Annotated in this window: 17 protein-coding genes and 1 riboswitch; of the genes, 16 read left to right on the top strand and 1 reads right to left on the bottom strand. The window is 36.9% G+C overall.

Annotated features, from left to right (window positions below; translation table 11 throughout):
* The first annotated feature begins 8 nt into the window (after positions 1-8).
* From rodA (AC4PG8_RS12430) to AC4PG8_RS12375, 12 genes are all read left to right on the top strand, one after another.
* Complete coding sequence (gene rodA, locus AC4PG8_RS12430) at positions 9-1,178, top strand: rod shape-determining protein RodA (protein WP_070752502.1); 1,170 nt, start codon at positions 9-11, stop codon at positions 1,176-1,178.
* A gap of 70 nt (positions 1,179-1,248) precedes the next feature.
* On the top strand, positions 1,249-2,424 hold the full coding sequence (gene rodA / locus AC4PG8_RS12425) for a rod shape-determining protein RodA (RefSeq protein WP_003769152.1): 1,176 nt from the start codon (positions 1,249-1,251) through the stop codon (positions 2,422-2,424).
* A 154-nt stretch (positions 2,425-2,578) separates the two neighbouring features.
* Positions 2,579-2,932, top strand: coding sequence for an arsenate reductase family protein (locus AC4PG8_RS12420; RefSeq protein WP_045554303.1), 354 nt, complete (start codon positions 2,579-2,581; stop codon positions 2,930-2,932).
* A 39-nt stretch (positions 2,933-2,971) separates the two neighbouring features.
* Positions 2,972-3,349 carry a glycine cleavage system protein GcvH gene (gene gcvH, locus AC4PG8_RS12415; RefSeq protein WP_003769150.1) on the top strand — a complete coding sequence of 126 codons (378 nt, stop codon included), beginning with the start codon at positions 2,972-2,974 and terminating at the stop codon, positions 3,347-3,349.
* Between the two features lie 60 nt (positions 3,350-3,409).
* Entirely contained in the window at positions 3,410-3,718 is a 309-nt protein-coding gene (locus AC4PG8_RS12410; RefSeq protein WP_077918115.1) for a thioredoxin family protein, read from the top strand.
* A 192-nt stretch (positions 3,719-3,910) separates the two neighbouring features.
* Positions 3,911-4,786, top strand: coding sequence for a cation diffusion facilitator family transporter (locus AC4PG8_RS12405; RefSeq protein WP_003768219.1), 876 nt, complete (start codon positions 3,911-3,913; stop codon positions 4,784-4,786).
* 75 nt (positions 4,787-4,861) lie between these two features.
* Positions 4,862-5,557, top strand: a complete 696-nt coding sequence (gene cesR, locus AC4PG8_RS12400; protein ID WP_003763814.1) for a response regulator CesR — start codon at positions 4,862-4,864, stop codon at positions 5,555-5,557.
* On the top strand, positions 5,547-6,689 hold the full coding sequence (cesK, locus tag AC4PG8_RS12395; protein ID WP_033837587.1) for a histidine kinase CesK: 1,143 nt from the start codon (positions 5,547-5,549) through the stop codon (positions 6,687-6,689). The genes cesR and cesK overlap by 11 nt, the downstream gene beginning before the upstream one ends.
* A gap of 78 nt (positions 6,690-6,767) precedes the next feature.
* Complete coding sequence (locus AC4PG8_RS12390) at positions 6,768-6,956, top strand: hypothetical protein (RefSeq protein WP_492170413.1); 189 nt, start codon at positions 6,768-6,770, stop codon at positions 6,954-6,956.
* Between the two features lie 108 nt (positions 6,957-7,064).
* Positions 7,065-7,183, top strand: a riboswitch (SAM riboswitch).
* A gap of 89 nt (positions 7,184-7,272) precedes the next feature.
* Positions 7,273-8,295 carry a methionine ABC transporter ATP-binding protein gene (locus AC4PG8_RS12385; protein ID WP_160464762.1) on the top strand — a complete coding sequence of 341 codons (1,023 nt, stop codon included), beginning with the start codon at positions 7,273-7,275 and terminating at the stop codon, positions 8,293-8,295.
* On the top strand, positions 8,292-8,966 hold the full coding sequence (locus tag AC4PG8_RS12380; RefSeq protein ID WP_003763810.1) for a methionine ABC transporter permease: 675 nt from the start codon (positions 8,292-8,294) through the stop codon (positions 8,964-8,966). Before AC4PG8_RS12385 ends, AC4PG8_RS12380 begins: the two co-directional genes overlap by 4 nt.
* A 64-nt stretch (positions 8,967-9,030) precedes the next feature.
* Positions 9,031-9,861: a MetQ/NlpA family ABC transporter substrate-binding protein gene (locus AC4PG8_RS12375; RefSeq protein ID WP_003763809.1), complete on the top strand. Its 831-nt coding sequence runs from the start codon at positions 9,031-9,033 to the stop codon at positions 9,859-9,861.
* Between the two features lie 39 nt (positions 9,862-9,900).
* Here the strand turns inward: AC4PG8_RS12375 and AC4PG8_RS12370 are convergent, their stop codons facing one another.
* On the bottom strand, positions 9,901-10,977 hold the full coding sequence (locus AC4PG8_RS12370) for an Lmo2079 family surface lipoprotein (RefSeq protein ID WP_010991227.1): 1,077 nt from the start codon (positions 10,975-10,977) through the stop codon (positions 9,901-9,903).
* A gap of 339 nt (positions 10,978-11,316) precedes the next feature.
* On the opposite strand from AC4PG8_RS12370, the gene sufC reads away from it, so the two are divergent.
* Genes sufC through sufU form a run of 4 tightly spaced genes read left to right on the top strand, consistent with a single transcriptional unit; the run spans position 11,317 to position 15,089 of the window.
* A complete protein-coding gene (gene sufC / locus AC4PG8_RS12365) occupies positions 11,317-12,102 on the top strand; it encodes a Fe-S cluster assembly ATPase SufC (RefSeq protein ID WP_003768207.1) in 786 nt (261 codons plus the stop codon).
* A gap of 18 nt (positions 12,103-12,120) precedes the next feature.
* Positions 12,121-13,422 carry a Fe-S cluster assembly protein SufD gene (gene sufD, locus AC4PG8_RS12360; RefSeq protein WP_160464761.1) on the top strand — a complete coding sequence of 434 codons (1,302 nt, stop codon included), beginning with the start codon at positions 12,121-12,123 and terminating at the stop codon, positions 13,420-13,422.
* On the top strand, positions 13,423-14,649 hold the full coding sequence (locus AC4PG8_RS12355; RefSeq protein ID WP_160464760.1) for a cysteine desulfurase: 1,227 nt from the start codon (positions 13,423-13,425) through the stop codon (positions 14,647-14,649). It abuts the gene before it with no gap.
* Entirely contained in the window at positions 14,646-15,089 is a 444-nt protein-coding gene (sufU, locus tag AC4PG8_RS12350; protein WP_003722439.1) for a Fe-S cluster assembly sulfur transfer protein SufU, read from the top strand. Before AC4PG8_RS12355 ends, sufU begins: the two co-directional genes overlap by 4 nt.
* Positions 15,090-15,104 lie beyond the last annotated feature (15 nt).

Genomic DNA, 15,104 nt, shown 5'->3' with positions numbered 1-15,104 from the left:
GGAAAGCAATGGCTAGAAATAGAAAAAAGGCAGTTCGAGTTGACTACGCGATTATATTCTTGATGATGTTGCTTTGTACTATTGGTTTAATGGCTATTTATGTCGCAGGACTTGTTAATGACCAGTACACAAATAATTTCTTACTGCAGCAGTCTATTTGGATTGTTATTTCTACTGGAATAGTCGTTGTTATTGTACTTTTTTTCGATTATGATCGGCTTCAATGGGCAGCATATTACTTGTATGGTATCGGGAATTTACTTCTAGTGCTTGTATTAATTGTCGGCGATGAGCGTAAAGGTTCTAAAAGCTGGATTAGTATTGGCTCACTAGGAAGTTTGCAACCATCAGAGTTAATGAAGAGCTTCTTAATTCTCGCGCTTGCAAAAGTAATTTGGGACCATAATAAAAAATATCAACTGCACACGGTAAAATTAGATATACAATTATTGCTTAAAATAGGCATCGTTTCTATTGTTCCACTTGGGTTAGTTAGGCTTCAGCCAGACCTAGGTACAATTTTAGTGTTTATTGCTATTATTATCGGAATGATCTTTATTAGTGGTGTTACATGGAAAATCTTAGTGCCAGTATTTAGTTCGGTCGCTTTACTAGGCGGGACGTTAATTTATTTAGTTATGTACAATCAAGATTTTTTACAAAAACTAGGATTTAAACCATATCAATTTAAACGAATTACTTCTTGGCTTAGACCTGAGGAAGATCCGCTTGGGGACGGTATGCAACTGCTCCGTTCAATGCAGGCGATTGGTTCTGGTCAGTTGCAAGGAAATGGTATTGGCAACCAGGCAATCGCTATTCCAGAAAACCACAATGATTTTATTTTTTCTATTATTGGTGGGAATTTCGGTTTTATTGGTGGCTGCGTACTTATTATGTTATACTTTTTACTGATTTACCAAATTATTCGAGTGGCATTAGACATTGGTATTCCTTTTTATTCGTATATTTGTACGGGTGTTTGCTCGATGATTTTATTTCACGTTTTAGAAAATATCGGGATGACAATTGGTCTTCTTCCAATTACCGGTATTCCACTTCTTTTTGTCAGTTATGGGGGAAGCTCTCTTCTTGGCGCATTTATGGCACTTGGACTCGTGTTATCTGCGAGGTATAATGCCCCAGAAGTTAACTTAGGAAAAGGGAATCGCGTATGATTTTCTTTTTTAAACTGTTTGGGAGAAAGCGTTAGTATACACAAACCAACCAGTAAGGAGTAATTAAATAATGAATCAACAAAATAAACTAGCTGGACGCATTGATTACGGGATTGTTTTATCAATGATGTTACTTATGATAATCAGTTTGGTGTCCATTTATAGTGCGCAATTAACAAATAATCAATATGATGCAAACTTTGTTGTAAAACAAGCTATGTGGTTTGTGGTTTCGACATTTGCAATTATTGTCGTGATGCAACTGGACTATGATCGACTCACGAGATGGGCTTATTACTTTTACGGATTAGGTCTATTTTTACTCGTGTTTGTTTTACTTTTTGGTAAAGAAGTAAAAGGAGCGAAGAGTTGGATTGTTATTCCGTTTTTAGGTAATATTCAGCCTTCTGAGGTTGTAAAAGTAATATTAATTATCGTATTGGCAAAAGTAATCTGGGATCATAATAGAACGTATAAGGTTCATCGCTTTAGTTATGACGCTTGGTTACTGCTGAAAATTGGCTTATTTACATTAATGCCACTTATTTTAATTATGCTACAACCCGATTTAGGGACAGCACTTGTATTTATCGCCATTATGTCGGGGATGATTCTTATTTCAGGTATTACTTGGAAAATTATCGTACCGCTTTTTGGCTCGATAGCAGCAATCGGTACTACGCTTATTTGGATGGTTATTTATCATCAGAATTGGCTAACGAGTCTTGGTTTTAAACCATATCAATTTGACCGGATTACGACTTGGATAAATCCGGAAAATGACCCTCAAGGTGGGGGCTATCAAGTACTGCGAGCGATGACGGCAATTGGTTCTGGTCAGATTTCTGGAAACGGGGCGGGATATGATGCCATCGCAATTCCTGAAAATCATAATGACTTTATCTTTACGATTGTAGCTGGAGATTATGGCTTTATAGGAGCGAGTATTTTACTGGCGATTTATTTCTTACTAATTTATCAAATTATTCGGGTGGCGCTTGATGTGGGCGTTCCATTTTATTCATATATCTGTACGGGTGTTGTAATGATGTTAATGTTCCACGTGCTAGAAAATGTTGGCATGAATATTGGTTTATTACCAATCACAGGTATTCCGCTTCCGTTTATTAGTTACGGTGGTAGTGCTCTGCTCGGGAATATGATGGCAGTCGGGCTCGTTCTCGGGATAAGGTTTAACTTTAAGAAATCGATGTTTGAAGTGAAAGAAGAAAATCACGCATCTTAAAAGAAAAATACAGAAGTCGAAGTGGCTTTTGTATTTTTTTGAACTGATATGAATGCGCTTTCAAAATCTCTGTTTTTTTCTAAGGGTTGCTATTTGTACTTTAAGAAAAAATGCACTATGATAGTAATAGAATGCAATCGGAGGGAGAGGCAAAATGATTAATTTTTATTGGTATCCAAAATGTAGCACCTGCAAGAAAGCAAAAGCATGGCTTGAAAATGAGCATGTTAATTTTAACGAAGTAGACATTAAGACTGAAACCCCAACTGCCGAAGAATTACAAAAATGGCATGAGGCTAGCGGGCTTCCAATCCGTCGTTTCTTTAATACAAGTGGTATTAAATACCGCGAACTTGGACTAAAAGATAAGCTTGATACACTTTCACCGGAAGAGGCTTATAATTTGCTTGCTTCAGATGGCATGTTAATCAAACGCCCACTTACAACTAACGGTAAAGAAGTAACGCTTGGTTTCAAAGAAGAAGAATTTGAAGCAACTTGGAAATAGTCAATATAGATAATTGCAAGTAAAAGGAGGAGTTTTGAAATGAGTTTACCAAAAGACTTATTGTACACAGAAGAACATGAATGGGTGAAAGCAGAAGACGGTAGTTATATTATTGGAATTACTGACTTTGCCCAAGATCAATTAGGGGATATTGTATTTGTTGAATTGCCAGAAGTTGGCGATACCGTAACAAAAGGTGATTCAATCGGTAGCATTGAATCCGTTAAAACAGTATCTGATTTTTATGCGCCAGTAACTGGTAAAGTAGTTGCTGTTAATGAAACATTAGAAGATGAGCCAGAACTAATTAATAGCAACCCATATGATACAGGTTGGATTTTAAAACTTACTGAAGTAGAAGAAGCAGATGTAACTGCTCTTTTATCAAGTGATGATTACGAAAAAGGATTAGATTAATTTATTAGAAGCCGGCTTGGGACAACCGAAGCTGGCTTTTTTTGATAGGAGGCGTTTTTTCTGGAAACTTGGGAAAAAGAGACTTTTAGCGAGGCGCAAAACAATGGCGCGGATTTTGTCGTTTTCTTTTTTACACCAATGTGTGGCAGCTGTCAGATAGCAAGCCGCTTAGTAGACGTGGTTTTAGAAGCAGACAGTATTCACAGCAACGTCGCAAAAGTAGACTTGAACTATGTGCCAGATATTGCTCAAAGCTTGGAAATCACGTCAGTCCCGGCATTAGTAAAATTTAAGAACGGTGAGCCAAAAGATTTAACGTATAAATTACATGATGCAACAGCTATTTTTGAATTCCTGTATAGTGAGTGATACAGGGATTTTTTCTGTGTTAATTTTTGCCCGTGCGCAAAAAAGTTTCGTTTCTGATATAGAACTGCATTTAGCTAAAAACATTGCTATAGACACAATTTGGCTACTCGTGGTAAGATAATTCGAGTTGTTAAAATAGTGTTTTATAAAGAGAAATTTTTAGTGAAACATAAACATATCGGAGGCTTTTCTATGAACAATTCTAACCTTACTATTTTATCGGTGTGTAGTAATTTTGTTATCGTCGTACTTAAATTAATTGTCGGCTTTTTCACGGGATCAGTAGCTGTGATTTCAGAAGGAATTCACTCTTCAATGGATTTATTTGCATCAGTCATTACTTTCTTTTCTATTCGAATTTCGAATCAGCCTGCAGACGAGGACCATCCATATGGGCACGGGAAAGCGGAAAATATCGCGGGGACTATTGAAACTTTATTGATTTTTGTAGCGGGTATTTGGATTATTGTTGAATCTGTTAATAAACTTTTAAATCCTCATGAAATTAGATTTCCAGCGCTCGGTATTGCTGTCATGCTTTTTGGGGCGATTGTTAATATTATTGTGTCACGAATTATTAAAAGAGCGGCAATTAAAGCCAATTCAGTGGCAATGAAATCCAATGCGCTACATTTATATACAGATGTTTTCACATCGCTTGGTATTGCGCTTAGTTTATTTTTAGTATACATAACTGGCTGGTTGTGGTTAGACCCAGTTATCGCTATTTTAACGGCATTTTATATTATGTACGAAGCATTTAAGCTTTTAAAAGAATCTTTTCCACCATTAATGGATAAACGTCTTTCAGATAATGAAGAAGAGGCAATTAAAAAGATTATTTTAGCGCATAAAAATAAATTTATTGAGTTTCATGATTTTCGCTCTAGACGAGCAGGAGCGGAAGAATATATTGATTTTCATTTAGTAGTATCTTCCACGATGACAATTGAAAGTGCTCATTCGCTTTGTGATGAAATTGAAGCAGAGATTATGAATTTCTATGCGAAAGCAGAAGTTTTGATTCACTTAGAACCTGAAGAAGAGCGAGTGCTAACTAGAAATTAAAAATCAGCTCTTTCTATTCGATTTGTTTCTAAAGTGTTACAATAGGTAGAAATAAGAATGGAAAGGACAATGAGTATGACAACATCTATTTTGATTGCCGATGATGATAAAGAAATTGTTGATTTAGTAAAATTATATTTACAAAATGAAGGATACACAATTTATCAAGCTTATGATGGTGCGGAAGTATGGCGTTTAGTGCAAGAAAAGCAGCCAACATTAGTGATTTTAGATATAATGATGCCAGAAATGAATGGCCTTGAAGTATGCCGATTAATGCGGAAAAATGGTATTTTAACGCCAATTTTAATGCTTAGTGCAAAGGCAGAAGATAATGATAAAATTATGGGACTATTAACTGGAGCGGATGATTATATGGTCAAACCGTTTAATCCTTTAGAGCTCTCTGTTCGCGTTAAAGCGATTTTAAGACGTATGCAACAAATGAGTCAAGCGGAGCCAGTTAGTCAAGATAAGGTCATTATTGGGCCAATTGTAGTTGATCGCGGGCTTCATGTTGTAACTGTTGGAGAAAAAGAACTTCATTTAACTACTTCAGAATTTGATATTTTATTTTTACTAGCGAGTGAACCAGGTCGTGTTTTCAGTTCAGAATATATTTTTGAGAAAATTTGGCAGGAGAAAGCACTCGGAGCGAGTAAAACGGTCATGGTCCATATTAGCAACTTGCGTGATAAATTGAGAGATGCTATGGGCGGAGAAAATGTGATTAAGACAATATGGGGAGTAGGGTACAAAATTGAAATCTAGACTGGAAGTGTTGTTTACGAAAATTAGCCATGTGATGAATGTTTGGCAGGCGACTTTTTTTGCAATAGTGTCTTGGGTTTTTGCTTTGATTACTGTCCAAACTATTTATTTGTGGAGTATTTCTATTCGTGATGATTCTTTGTTTTTACGTGAAGTGACGCAATCTATGGTTCAACTTTTTGGGCCGAATAAATATACTCGGATAATGCAGTCGTTTTGGATGTTATCGCTGAAGTTTTTAATTATCTTTTTGATTGCTTGTTTATTCTTTGCATTCTTTTATCGATTGATGCGTCAGCGGATATTAAAAAAACAACTACGAACGATTAATTTTGCTTTAAATGATGGAAAGCCGGTTGATACAGAAAGTTTTGTCCCGGAAATTCAAGAACTTGAGCGAAACATTGAAAATATGCGTGAACGACAAAATAAATTAATGAAAAAGGAAGAACAGGCGCAGCAAGCTAGGAATGACTTGATTACGAATGTCTCACATGATTTGCGGACGCCTTTAACGTCGATTTTAGGATATTTAAGTTATATTCATGAGGATCGTTATCGTGATGAGATTGAGCTGCGTTATTATACGGAACTTGTTTACGGAAAAGCGCGTCATCTGCATAAACTGATTGATGATTTATTCTCTTATACTAGGCTTGATAGTGTTGATTACCAATTGAAAAAAGACGAACTAGACATCATTGAATTACTCAGACAATTAGTAGCAGAATATGACGGACGAGCTGCAGAACGAAATATGCAGATAATCGAACATTTTGATGCCAATAAACTCATCATTGGTGGCGATGGTAACCAAATTATGCGTTTGTTTGAGAATTTATTTTCCAATGCGCTTAGATACGGAGAAGGAAATAAACAAATTGATGTAAGCGCGAAAAAAGAAGATCATATGGCTGTTGTGCGGGTCACTAATTACGGTGAAGAGATTCCAACCGTTGATTTGCCTTATTTATTTGAACGTTTTTATAAAGTAGATAAAAACCGGACAACAACGGGGACTGGTTTAGGCCTTGCAATTGCTAAGTCTATCGTTGAAAAACACGGCGGAATTGTTACCGCAGAAAGCAAACATCGCAAAACAAGTTTTATCGTCAAATTGCCGCTCATTTAATCTTTAAAAATTCTTAAATGTTTCTTTCCTTGTGATTTATGTTCTTTCAGTAGAATATAAATCACGGAGGAGAGAAAAATGAAAAAACATATTGTTTTAATTGTTGTTGCTTGTATCACAGTCATTGCGGTATTTATGTACATAATTCAAGTCAATAGTAGCGAACTTAAATATCAAAATAGAGCTCAGATTAAAATAGCCTCTCAGTTAGCTAGCCAGGAACATTCGGGAGAAAATAATATTATTAGTGAAGTAAATTACAAATAGATGCGTATAAATAAAAAAGTTATTGACAAAGTGTGACGGAAAAGGTAATATGAAAAAACAAGAAACGTCACTATAGTCACAAATGAAGTGATATAATAATATGTAGAAATCTTATCCAGAGTGGTGGAGGGAAATGCCCTGTGAAACCCAGCAACCTAAACAATAATTCATTATGTGTTTAAGGTGCTAAGTCATGCAGAACAACGATTTGTTCTGAAAGATGAGAAGGAAGTTAGCCCATTTGAAAAAATGCTGCCTTTCTGCTCATTAGCAGGAAGGCTTTTTTGTATATCAGAATGTAGAAAAGGTGATAGAGATGATTACGTTACAGAACGTCGTAAAAGAATATACGTCCAGAAATAACAAAGTTCTCGCAGTCGACCATGTCGATTTAGAAATTGAACAAGGTGAGATTTTCGGAGTAGTTGGTTATTCAGGGGCTGGTAAAAGTACACTAATCCGAATGTTCAATGGATTAGAACTACCAACTGAAGGATCTGTTGAAGTAGATAACCTACTAATTAGCCAAATTCGTGGTAGTAAATTAAGAAAAGCGCGCCAACAAATCGGAATGATATTTCAACATTTTAATTTATTATGGTCAAGAACTGTTGCAGAAAATATCGCGTTTCCATTAGAAATTGCTGGTGTTCGCGGTGAGAAAAGACGTTTTCGGGTCAATGAACTAATCCGACTCGTTGGCTTAGAAGGAAAAGAAAACGCCTATCCAGCTGAACTAAGTGGTGGGCAAAAACAGCGCGTAGGTATTGCAAGAGCGCTCGCGAATAATCCTAAAGTATTGCTTTGTGATGAAGCTACATCCGCACTAGATCCACAAACAACCGATGAAGTTTTAGAATTACTGCTAGACATAAATAAACGCCTCAACCTAACTATCATCGTTATCACCCACGAAATGCACGTTATCCGTAAAATCTGTAATCGCGTGGCAGTCATGGAAAACGGGAAAGTTGCTGAACTCGGTGACGTACTAGACGTTTTCCGCCATCCTAAAGAAAAAGTAACGCAGCGCTTCGTCCGCCAAGTAACTGATTCAGACGAAACGGAAGAACTAATCCATCTATTACTCGATAATTACGCAGAAGGTAAAATCGTTAAACTACTCTTCATGAGTGAAAATGCAACTCAACCAGTTATCTCTCAAGTAGCAAAAGAAAATGATGTCTTGCTAAATGTCCTTCATGGGAACTTAACTCAAACGCAAAACGGCGCATACGGAACATTGTATGTCCAAGTTCTAGGCACAGAAGAAGCGATAGAAGCCAGTCTAACACAGCTACGTCAACTTAAAGTAGAAACGGAAGTGTTAGAACGATGACGAAATTACAAGAGTTATTTCCAAATGTTGATTTTCAAATGATGTGGGTTGCCACACAAGAAACGCTATATATGACACTTACTTCATTATTTGCAGTTTTTTTACTAGGAATCGTGCTAGGATTATTACTATTTTTAACCAATAATAAAAAACATGCCGGAGCGCGCATTTTATACTGGATCACAGCAATCCTTGTTAATGTGTTCCGTTCCATTCCTTTTATTATTTTAATCGTGTTACTTTTACCGATGACAAAATCGTTAGTCGGAACCGTAATTGGACCGAAAGCAGCACTTCCAGCTTTAATTATCTCAGCAGCTCCGTTCTATGGTCGGATGGTAGAAATTGCTTTTCGCGAAGTAGACAAAGGCGTTATTGAAGCCGCTAAATCCATGGGCGCGAATATGTTTACTATTATTGGTAAAGTGCTCATCCCAGAAGCCTTACCAGCGATTATTTCTGGTATTACAGTGACAGCAATTTCACTTGTTGGATTCACAGCGATGGCCGGCGTCATTGGTGCAGGTGGGCTTGGAAATACAGCTTATCTTGAAGGATTCCAACGTGGACAACCTGATGTAACGGTACTTGCGACAATTATTATTTTAATCATCGTCTTTATTTTCCAATTTATCGGCGACTTCCTAACAAAACGAACCGATAAACGCTAATCAATGTATATGAAGAAATTTATATAAAAAAACGCGGAATCCCCGCAAAAAAGGAGAGAATTTCATGAAAAAGGTTCTTGGTTTAATTTTCACATTAAGTTTAGTTTTAGTACTTACAGCTTGCGGTGGCTCCTCAGATAAAGCTTCATCTAGTAAAGACGATAATAAATTGGTAGTGGGTGCGTCAAATACACCCCATGCTCAAATCTTAGAACAAGCAAAACCAATCCTGAAAGATAAAGGGATTGACTTGAAAATTGTTAAATATACAGACTACGTTATGCCTAATAAAGCCCTAGAAGAAGGCGATTTAGATGCTAACTACTTCCAACATAAACCATATCTTGAATTAGAAGAAAAAGAAAAAGGTTACAAATTTGCTGATGTCGGTGCTATTCACATCGAACCAATGGGCATTTATTCTAAAAAAGTAAAAGATATTAAAGATTTAAAAGACGGCGCGCAAGTTTTACTTTCTAACTCAAAATCTGACTGGCCGCGTGTTATTGGGATTTTTGTAGATAATGGACTTTTAACGCTTAAAGATGGCGTGAAACCACAAGATGCAACATTTGACGATATTAAAGACAATCCGAAAAACTTGAAATTCAAATATGATTTTGACCCAGCTTACTTGATGACTGCATATAATAATGAAGAAGGCGATGTTGTCGCTATTAACTCAAACTTTGTTGTAGACCAAGGCTTAAATCCTTCGAAAGATGCTATTGCAATCGAAAGCAAAGATTCTCCTTACGCTAATATTGTTGTAACTACGGACAAGAAAAAAGACGACAAAAACATTAAAGAACTAGTTAAAGTGTTACATTCAAAAGAAATTCAAGATTACATTACGAAAGAATGGGACGGAGCAGTTGTTCCAGTTGATAAGTAAACAAAAAAATCCTTTTACCGATTTGGTAAAAGGATTTTTTTAATTAGCACTACTTAAATATAGTTTCAGTCCATCAGAAATGGCTTTATCAAGTTCTTTTTTAGAAACAATGTCTTTACCTTCTGGCATTGGAGGAACTTTTTCATAATCAAGCATGTCGACGGTTGTTGTTAAGTTGATTAAATCTTTTGTTTTGCTATCTTCAAAGTTTGTAGTAATAACGGCTTTACTGAAACCTTTCTTACTATCTGGTGTTAACGTTAATTTGAAATCGAGTGTTTGATTTTTATTGGAAGTAAGGTTTTTTAGCGAAGAACGAACGCTTTTTTCACCGGAATTCCATTTTTTTTGAGCTTCTTTTTGCGAGCTACCATCAATTTCTGAAAGAAGTGTGATGATATTTCCGTCATTATCAAGTGCTGTAAAAACGTCATTAACTAAATCTTTTATTTCGTTTTTGGATAGGTTTAAAACAATATCTCCATTATCTTTGGAAGTGAAATGTTTGTCATCTAAGTTATTTAAATAGCTGTAAATTGCGATACCACTGGCTTCTTCAATTTTTTTCAATTCTTCCGCTTGACGATCAACGGTTTCTGAATCAATTGTTTGATTGGAGAAGTTTTGGAATGTCTCGAATACGTTGAGATATTTAGATTCTAAGTCTTTATTTTGCGCGAGTACTTTGTTGAAAATCTGAGCTGCTGAATCGGATAGTAGGCTTGAAAAACTGTCTGCTGCATCATAAATATCAGCTACAGGGATATAAGCTTTCCCGTCTTCACTGTTTTGGAGCGCGTGTAGAGTTAAATCAAGTGGTTCTTTGCCTTTCCAGTGAAGCGAATAAGCGCTATAGGAAGAGGAAGAATCACTATCTACAGAAATTTTATATTGAATGTTAGATTTTTTAAGTTGATTTAAGTCAATATCAGAGCCAAGTTTTTTAATGTAGTTATCAGATAGGTTGTTTACTTGGAATGTGACGTTCGTTGTAAATTGTTTATTTTCAGCTGTTTTCTTTAAAGTAGATGTGAAGTCGGACTTAGGGGAGCTGCACCCGGATAATGTGGCTAAAAGCAATACAAAGATGGTCAGAGCCATTATTGCTTTCTTCATATTTTAAATTCTCCTTCAATAAATAATCGTTTATTACAAATAAGTTATTATGTTGCAAATTTGTTACGTTACAACAATACCATATCTAAATAAGATATACAATCCTTTTTTATAGTAAAAAAGGACCTTTCTTCTATTGATATAGAGCGCTCTTCCTTTTATGTCATGGATTCTCAAATAAAATGGAAATAGTGATAATGCACGAAAACTGGTAAAAAACGGCTATTAATAGTAGAATGAAGGGGAGAATGCGAAGAGTGCTGGTTTTTATAGTTGTAATCAGATTAGAATTATACTAAACTAGGATTATGCAAATTTTACACTAGGGAGGACTTTTTTATGGCAACTTTAAAGATTCAAGATTTACATGTTGAAATAGAAGGAAAAGAAATTTTGAAGGGCGTTAACCTTGAAATTTCAACTGGCGAAATCCATGCTATCATGGGACCAAACGGAACAGGTAAATCTACGTTGTCCTCAGCAATTATGGGGCACCCGAAATATGAAGTAACACAAGGATCAATCACGCTTGACGGAGAAGATGTACTTGAGATGGAAGTAGATGAACGCGCTCGTGCTGGTCTTTTCTTAGCGATGCAATATCCAAGTGAAATTAGCGGTGTTACAAACGCTGAATTCATTCGTGCAGCCATCAATAGCCGACGCGAAGAAGGCGACGAAATTCCAGTAATGCAATTCATCCGTAAATTAGATGCCAAAATGGACATTTTAGATATGGACGAAGAAATGGCAGAACGTTATTTAAATGAAGGATTTTCAGGCGGAGAGAAAAAACGTAATGAAATCTTACAATTATTAATGATCGAGCCAAAATTAGCGATTTTAGATGAAATTGACTCTGGTCTTGATATTGATGCACTTAAAGTTGTCTCTAAAGGTGTAAATGAAATGCGCGGCGAAGGTTTCGGCTGCTTAATCATTACCCATTACCAACGTTTACTTAACTACATTACACCAGATTTTGTGCACGTAATGATGCAAGGTAAAGTAGTTAAAGAAGGTGGACCTGAGCTTGCTAAACGTTTAGAAGCTGAAGGTTATGACTGGATTAAACAAGAACTTGGTATTGAACTTGAGGAAGAAGAAGCAGTAGACCAACAATAAGGAAGTGAGGTTAAAATCATGGCAGAAAATATGACAATTAAAGATGATTTTATCCACGCTTTTTCAAGTAATGCGAATGAACCGGATTGGTTTTTAGAAATCCGTCGCAATGCTTTTAAAGCTTACGGGGAACTGGACTTGCCTTTTGTGGATAAAACAAAAATTACTCGCTGGAATTTCACGAAGTTTGAGACGTTTATACCTTTTAAAGAAGGCGTAACAAATGAAACTTTGCCTGAAAAAGTAGCGAATTTAGTTGATTTAGATAATAAAGAAGCCAATTTTTACGTTCAAATGGATGAAAGACCTGCGAGACTTCAGTTGCAACAAGAACTAGTTGATCAAGGTGTTATTTTTACAGATATTATTTCCGCTGTGAAAAACCATCCTGAACTTGTGAAAAAATACTTCATGACAGATGCAGTTCAAGTGAACGAACATAAACTGACTGCTTTTCATGCGGCACTAGTGAACGGTGGGATTTTCCTTTACGTTCCTAAAAATGTTGAAGTGAAAGCGCCAATTCAAGCTGTTTTTGTACAAGAAAAAGCAGAATCTCCACTTGTTAACCATGTGTTGCTTGTGGCGGATGATAATAGCGCAGTCACTTATGTGGAAAACTATGTAACAGTAGACAACGCACCTAAAGGGATTGTTAGTATTGTTGAAGAAGTAATCGCTGAGAAAAATGCGCGTATTACTTTTGGCGGTGTAGATAATCTTGCAAGTGGCGTTACGACATATGTGAACCGTCGTGGACACATTGGAACAGACAGCCAAATTGAATGGGCACTTGGCCTAATGAATGATGGCGACACAATTAATGAGAACGTAACAAACCTGATGGGTGATGGCTCTTCTGCTGATGTTAAAACAGTGACAGTTGGTCGCGGTAAGCAAACGCAAAACGTAACAACTCGCGTGACACATTACGGAAAAGCTTCTAACGGAACGATTTTATCTCATGGTGTTATGAAAGAAAGAGCGACAACTATTTTTAACGGAATTGGTCACATTAAACATGGTGCTTCTAAGTCTGATGCACAACAAGAGTCACGTGTATTAATGCTTAGCCCAGAAGCACGCGGCGATGCGAATCCAATTTTATTAATTGATGAAAATGACGTAGTTGCAGGACATGCGGCTTCTGTTGGACGCGTTGATCCACTACAATTATTCTATTTGATGAGCCGTGGGATTTCTCAAAAAGAAGCAGAAAGATTAGTTATTCATGGCTTCTTGGATCCTGTTGTTCGTCAGTTACCAATCGAAAGTGTAAAAACGATGCTTCGTGAAGTAATCGAAGGGAAAGTGCGCTAAATGATTGATATCCAAAAAATTCGGGCGGATTTTCCAATTTTAGATCAAGAAATAAATGAAAAACCGCTAGCTTATTTAGATAATGCTGCCACTTCACAAAAGCCAAAACAAGTTATTGCGGCTTTAACTCATTACTATGAATTTGATAATGCGAACGTTCACCGCGGTGTGCACACACTTGCGGCAAGAGCGACGGATGCATATGAATCAGCTCGTTCTAAAGTAGCCAAGTTCATTCATGCTCGCGAAGTTGCAGAAATTATTTTCACAAGAGGTACTACTTCAGCGATTAATTTAGTTGTTGATAGTTACGCGGAAGCAAATATTGAAGCTGGCGATGAGATAGTTATTTCTTATCTAGAGCATCATTCTAATTTGATTCCGTGGCAACAACTAGCTAAACGCAAGGGCGCGGTTTTGAAATATATCGAACTAGAAGAAGATGGGACGATTTCAGTGGAACAAGCCAAAAAAACGATTGGCGAAAAAACGAAAATCGTTGCATTAGCTCATGTTTCTAATGTACTCGGAACTATCACGCCAATTAAAGAAATCGCAGCAATTGCTCATAAATTTGGAGCAGTCATTCTCGTTGATGGTGCGCAAGCTGTGCCTCATATGGAAGTAAATGTAGTAGATTTAGATGCTGACTTTTATGCTTTTTCTGGACATAAAATGATGGCTCCTACTGGCATTGGCGCTTTGTATGGGAAACGTGAATTACTCGATGCGATGGAACCTACCGAATTTGGCGGAGAAATGATTGATTTTGTTGAATTATACGATTCGACGTGGAAAGAACTGCCGTGGAAATTTGAAGCTGGAACACCGATTATTGGCGGAGCGATTGCGCTAGGTGCGGCGATTGATTATTTGGCAGAAGTCGGACTTGCAAATATTCACGCACATGAACAAGAATTAGCCAGCTACGCGATAGAAGAAATGAGCAAAATCGAAGGCATTACCATTTATGGACCAAAAGATGCGAGTAAACGTTGTGGCTTAGTGACTTTCAATTTAGAAGGTGCACACCCACATGATATTGCGACTATTTTGGACGAAGATGGAATTGCAATTCGAGCTGGTCATCACTGTGCACAACCGTTGATGAAATGGCTAGATGTCTCTTCTACAGCTCGCGCAAGCTTTTATATTTATAATACAAAAGAAGAAATTGATGCGCTTATAGATGGCCTCAAGTTAACAAAGGAGTATTTTGGATTATGACAAGCCGGAAATTAGATCAGCTTTATAGACAAGTCATTATGGATCACTATAAAAATCCGCGCAATAATGGAGAGCTCCCAGATAGCGATGTAACAATCGACCTCAACAACCCAACATGCGGTGATCAAATTCATCTTCATTTAAAAATGGACGGTGATAAAATCGTTGCGGCAAAATTCACTGGTAGCGGCTGTTCAATTTCGATGGCCTCTGCTTCGATGATGACGCAAAGCATTATTGGGAAAACCGAGAAAGAAGCATTAAAAATGTCTCGTGAATTTTCAGAAATGGTGCAAGGTCACGACCATGAAACAATTGATGAATACGGCGACGTTGAGGCACTTGCCGGGGTTGCGAAATTCCCAGCAAGAATCAAATGTGCGACCCTTTCTTGGAAAGCAATGGAGAGAGCGATTTTTGAAAAAGAAGGAACAAAATAAGTAGCGAAAAGGAGG

Source organism: Listeria sp. MAN/IMW/UF555 (assembly GCF_058684075.1).
Note: the sequence above shows the minus strand (reverse complement) of the source record. Positions and strands in the feature narration are given on the sequence as shown.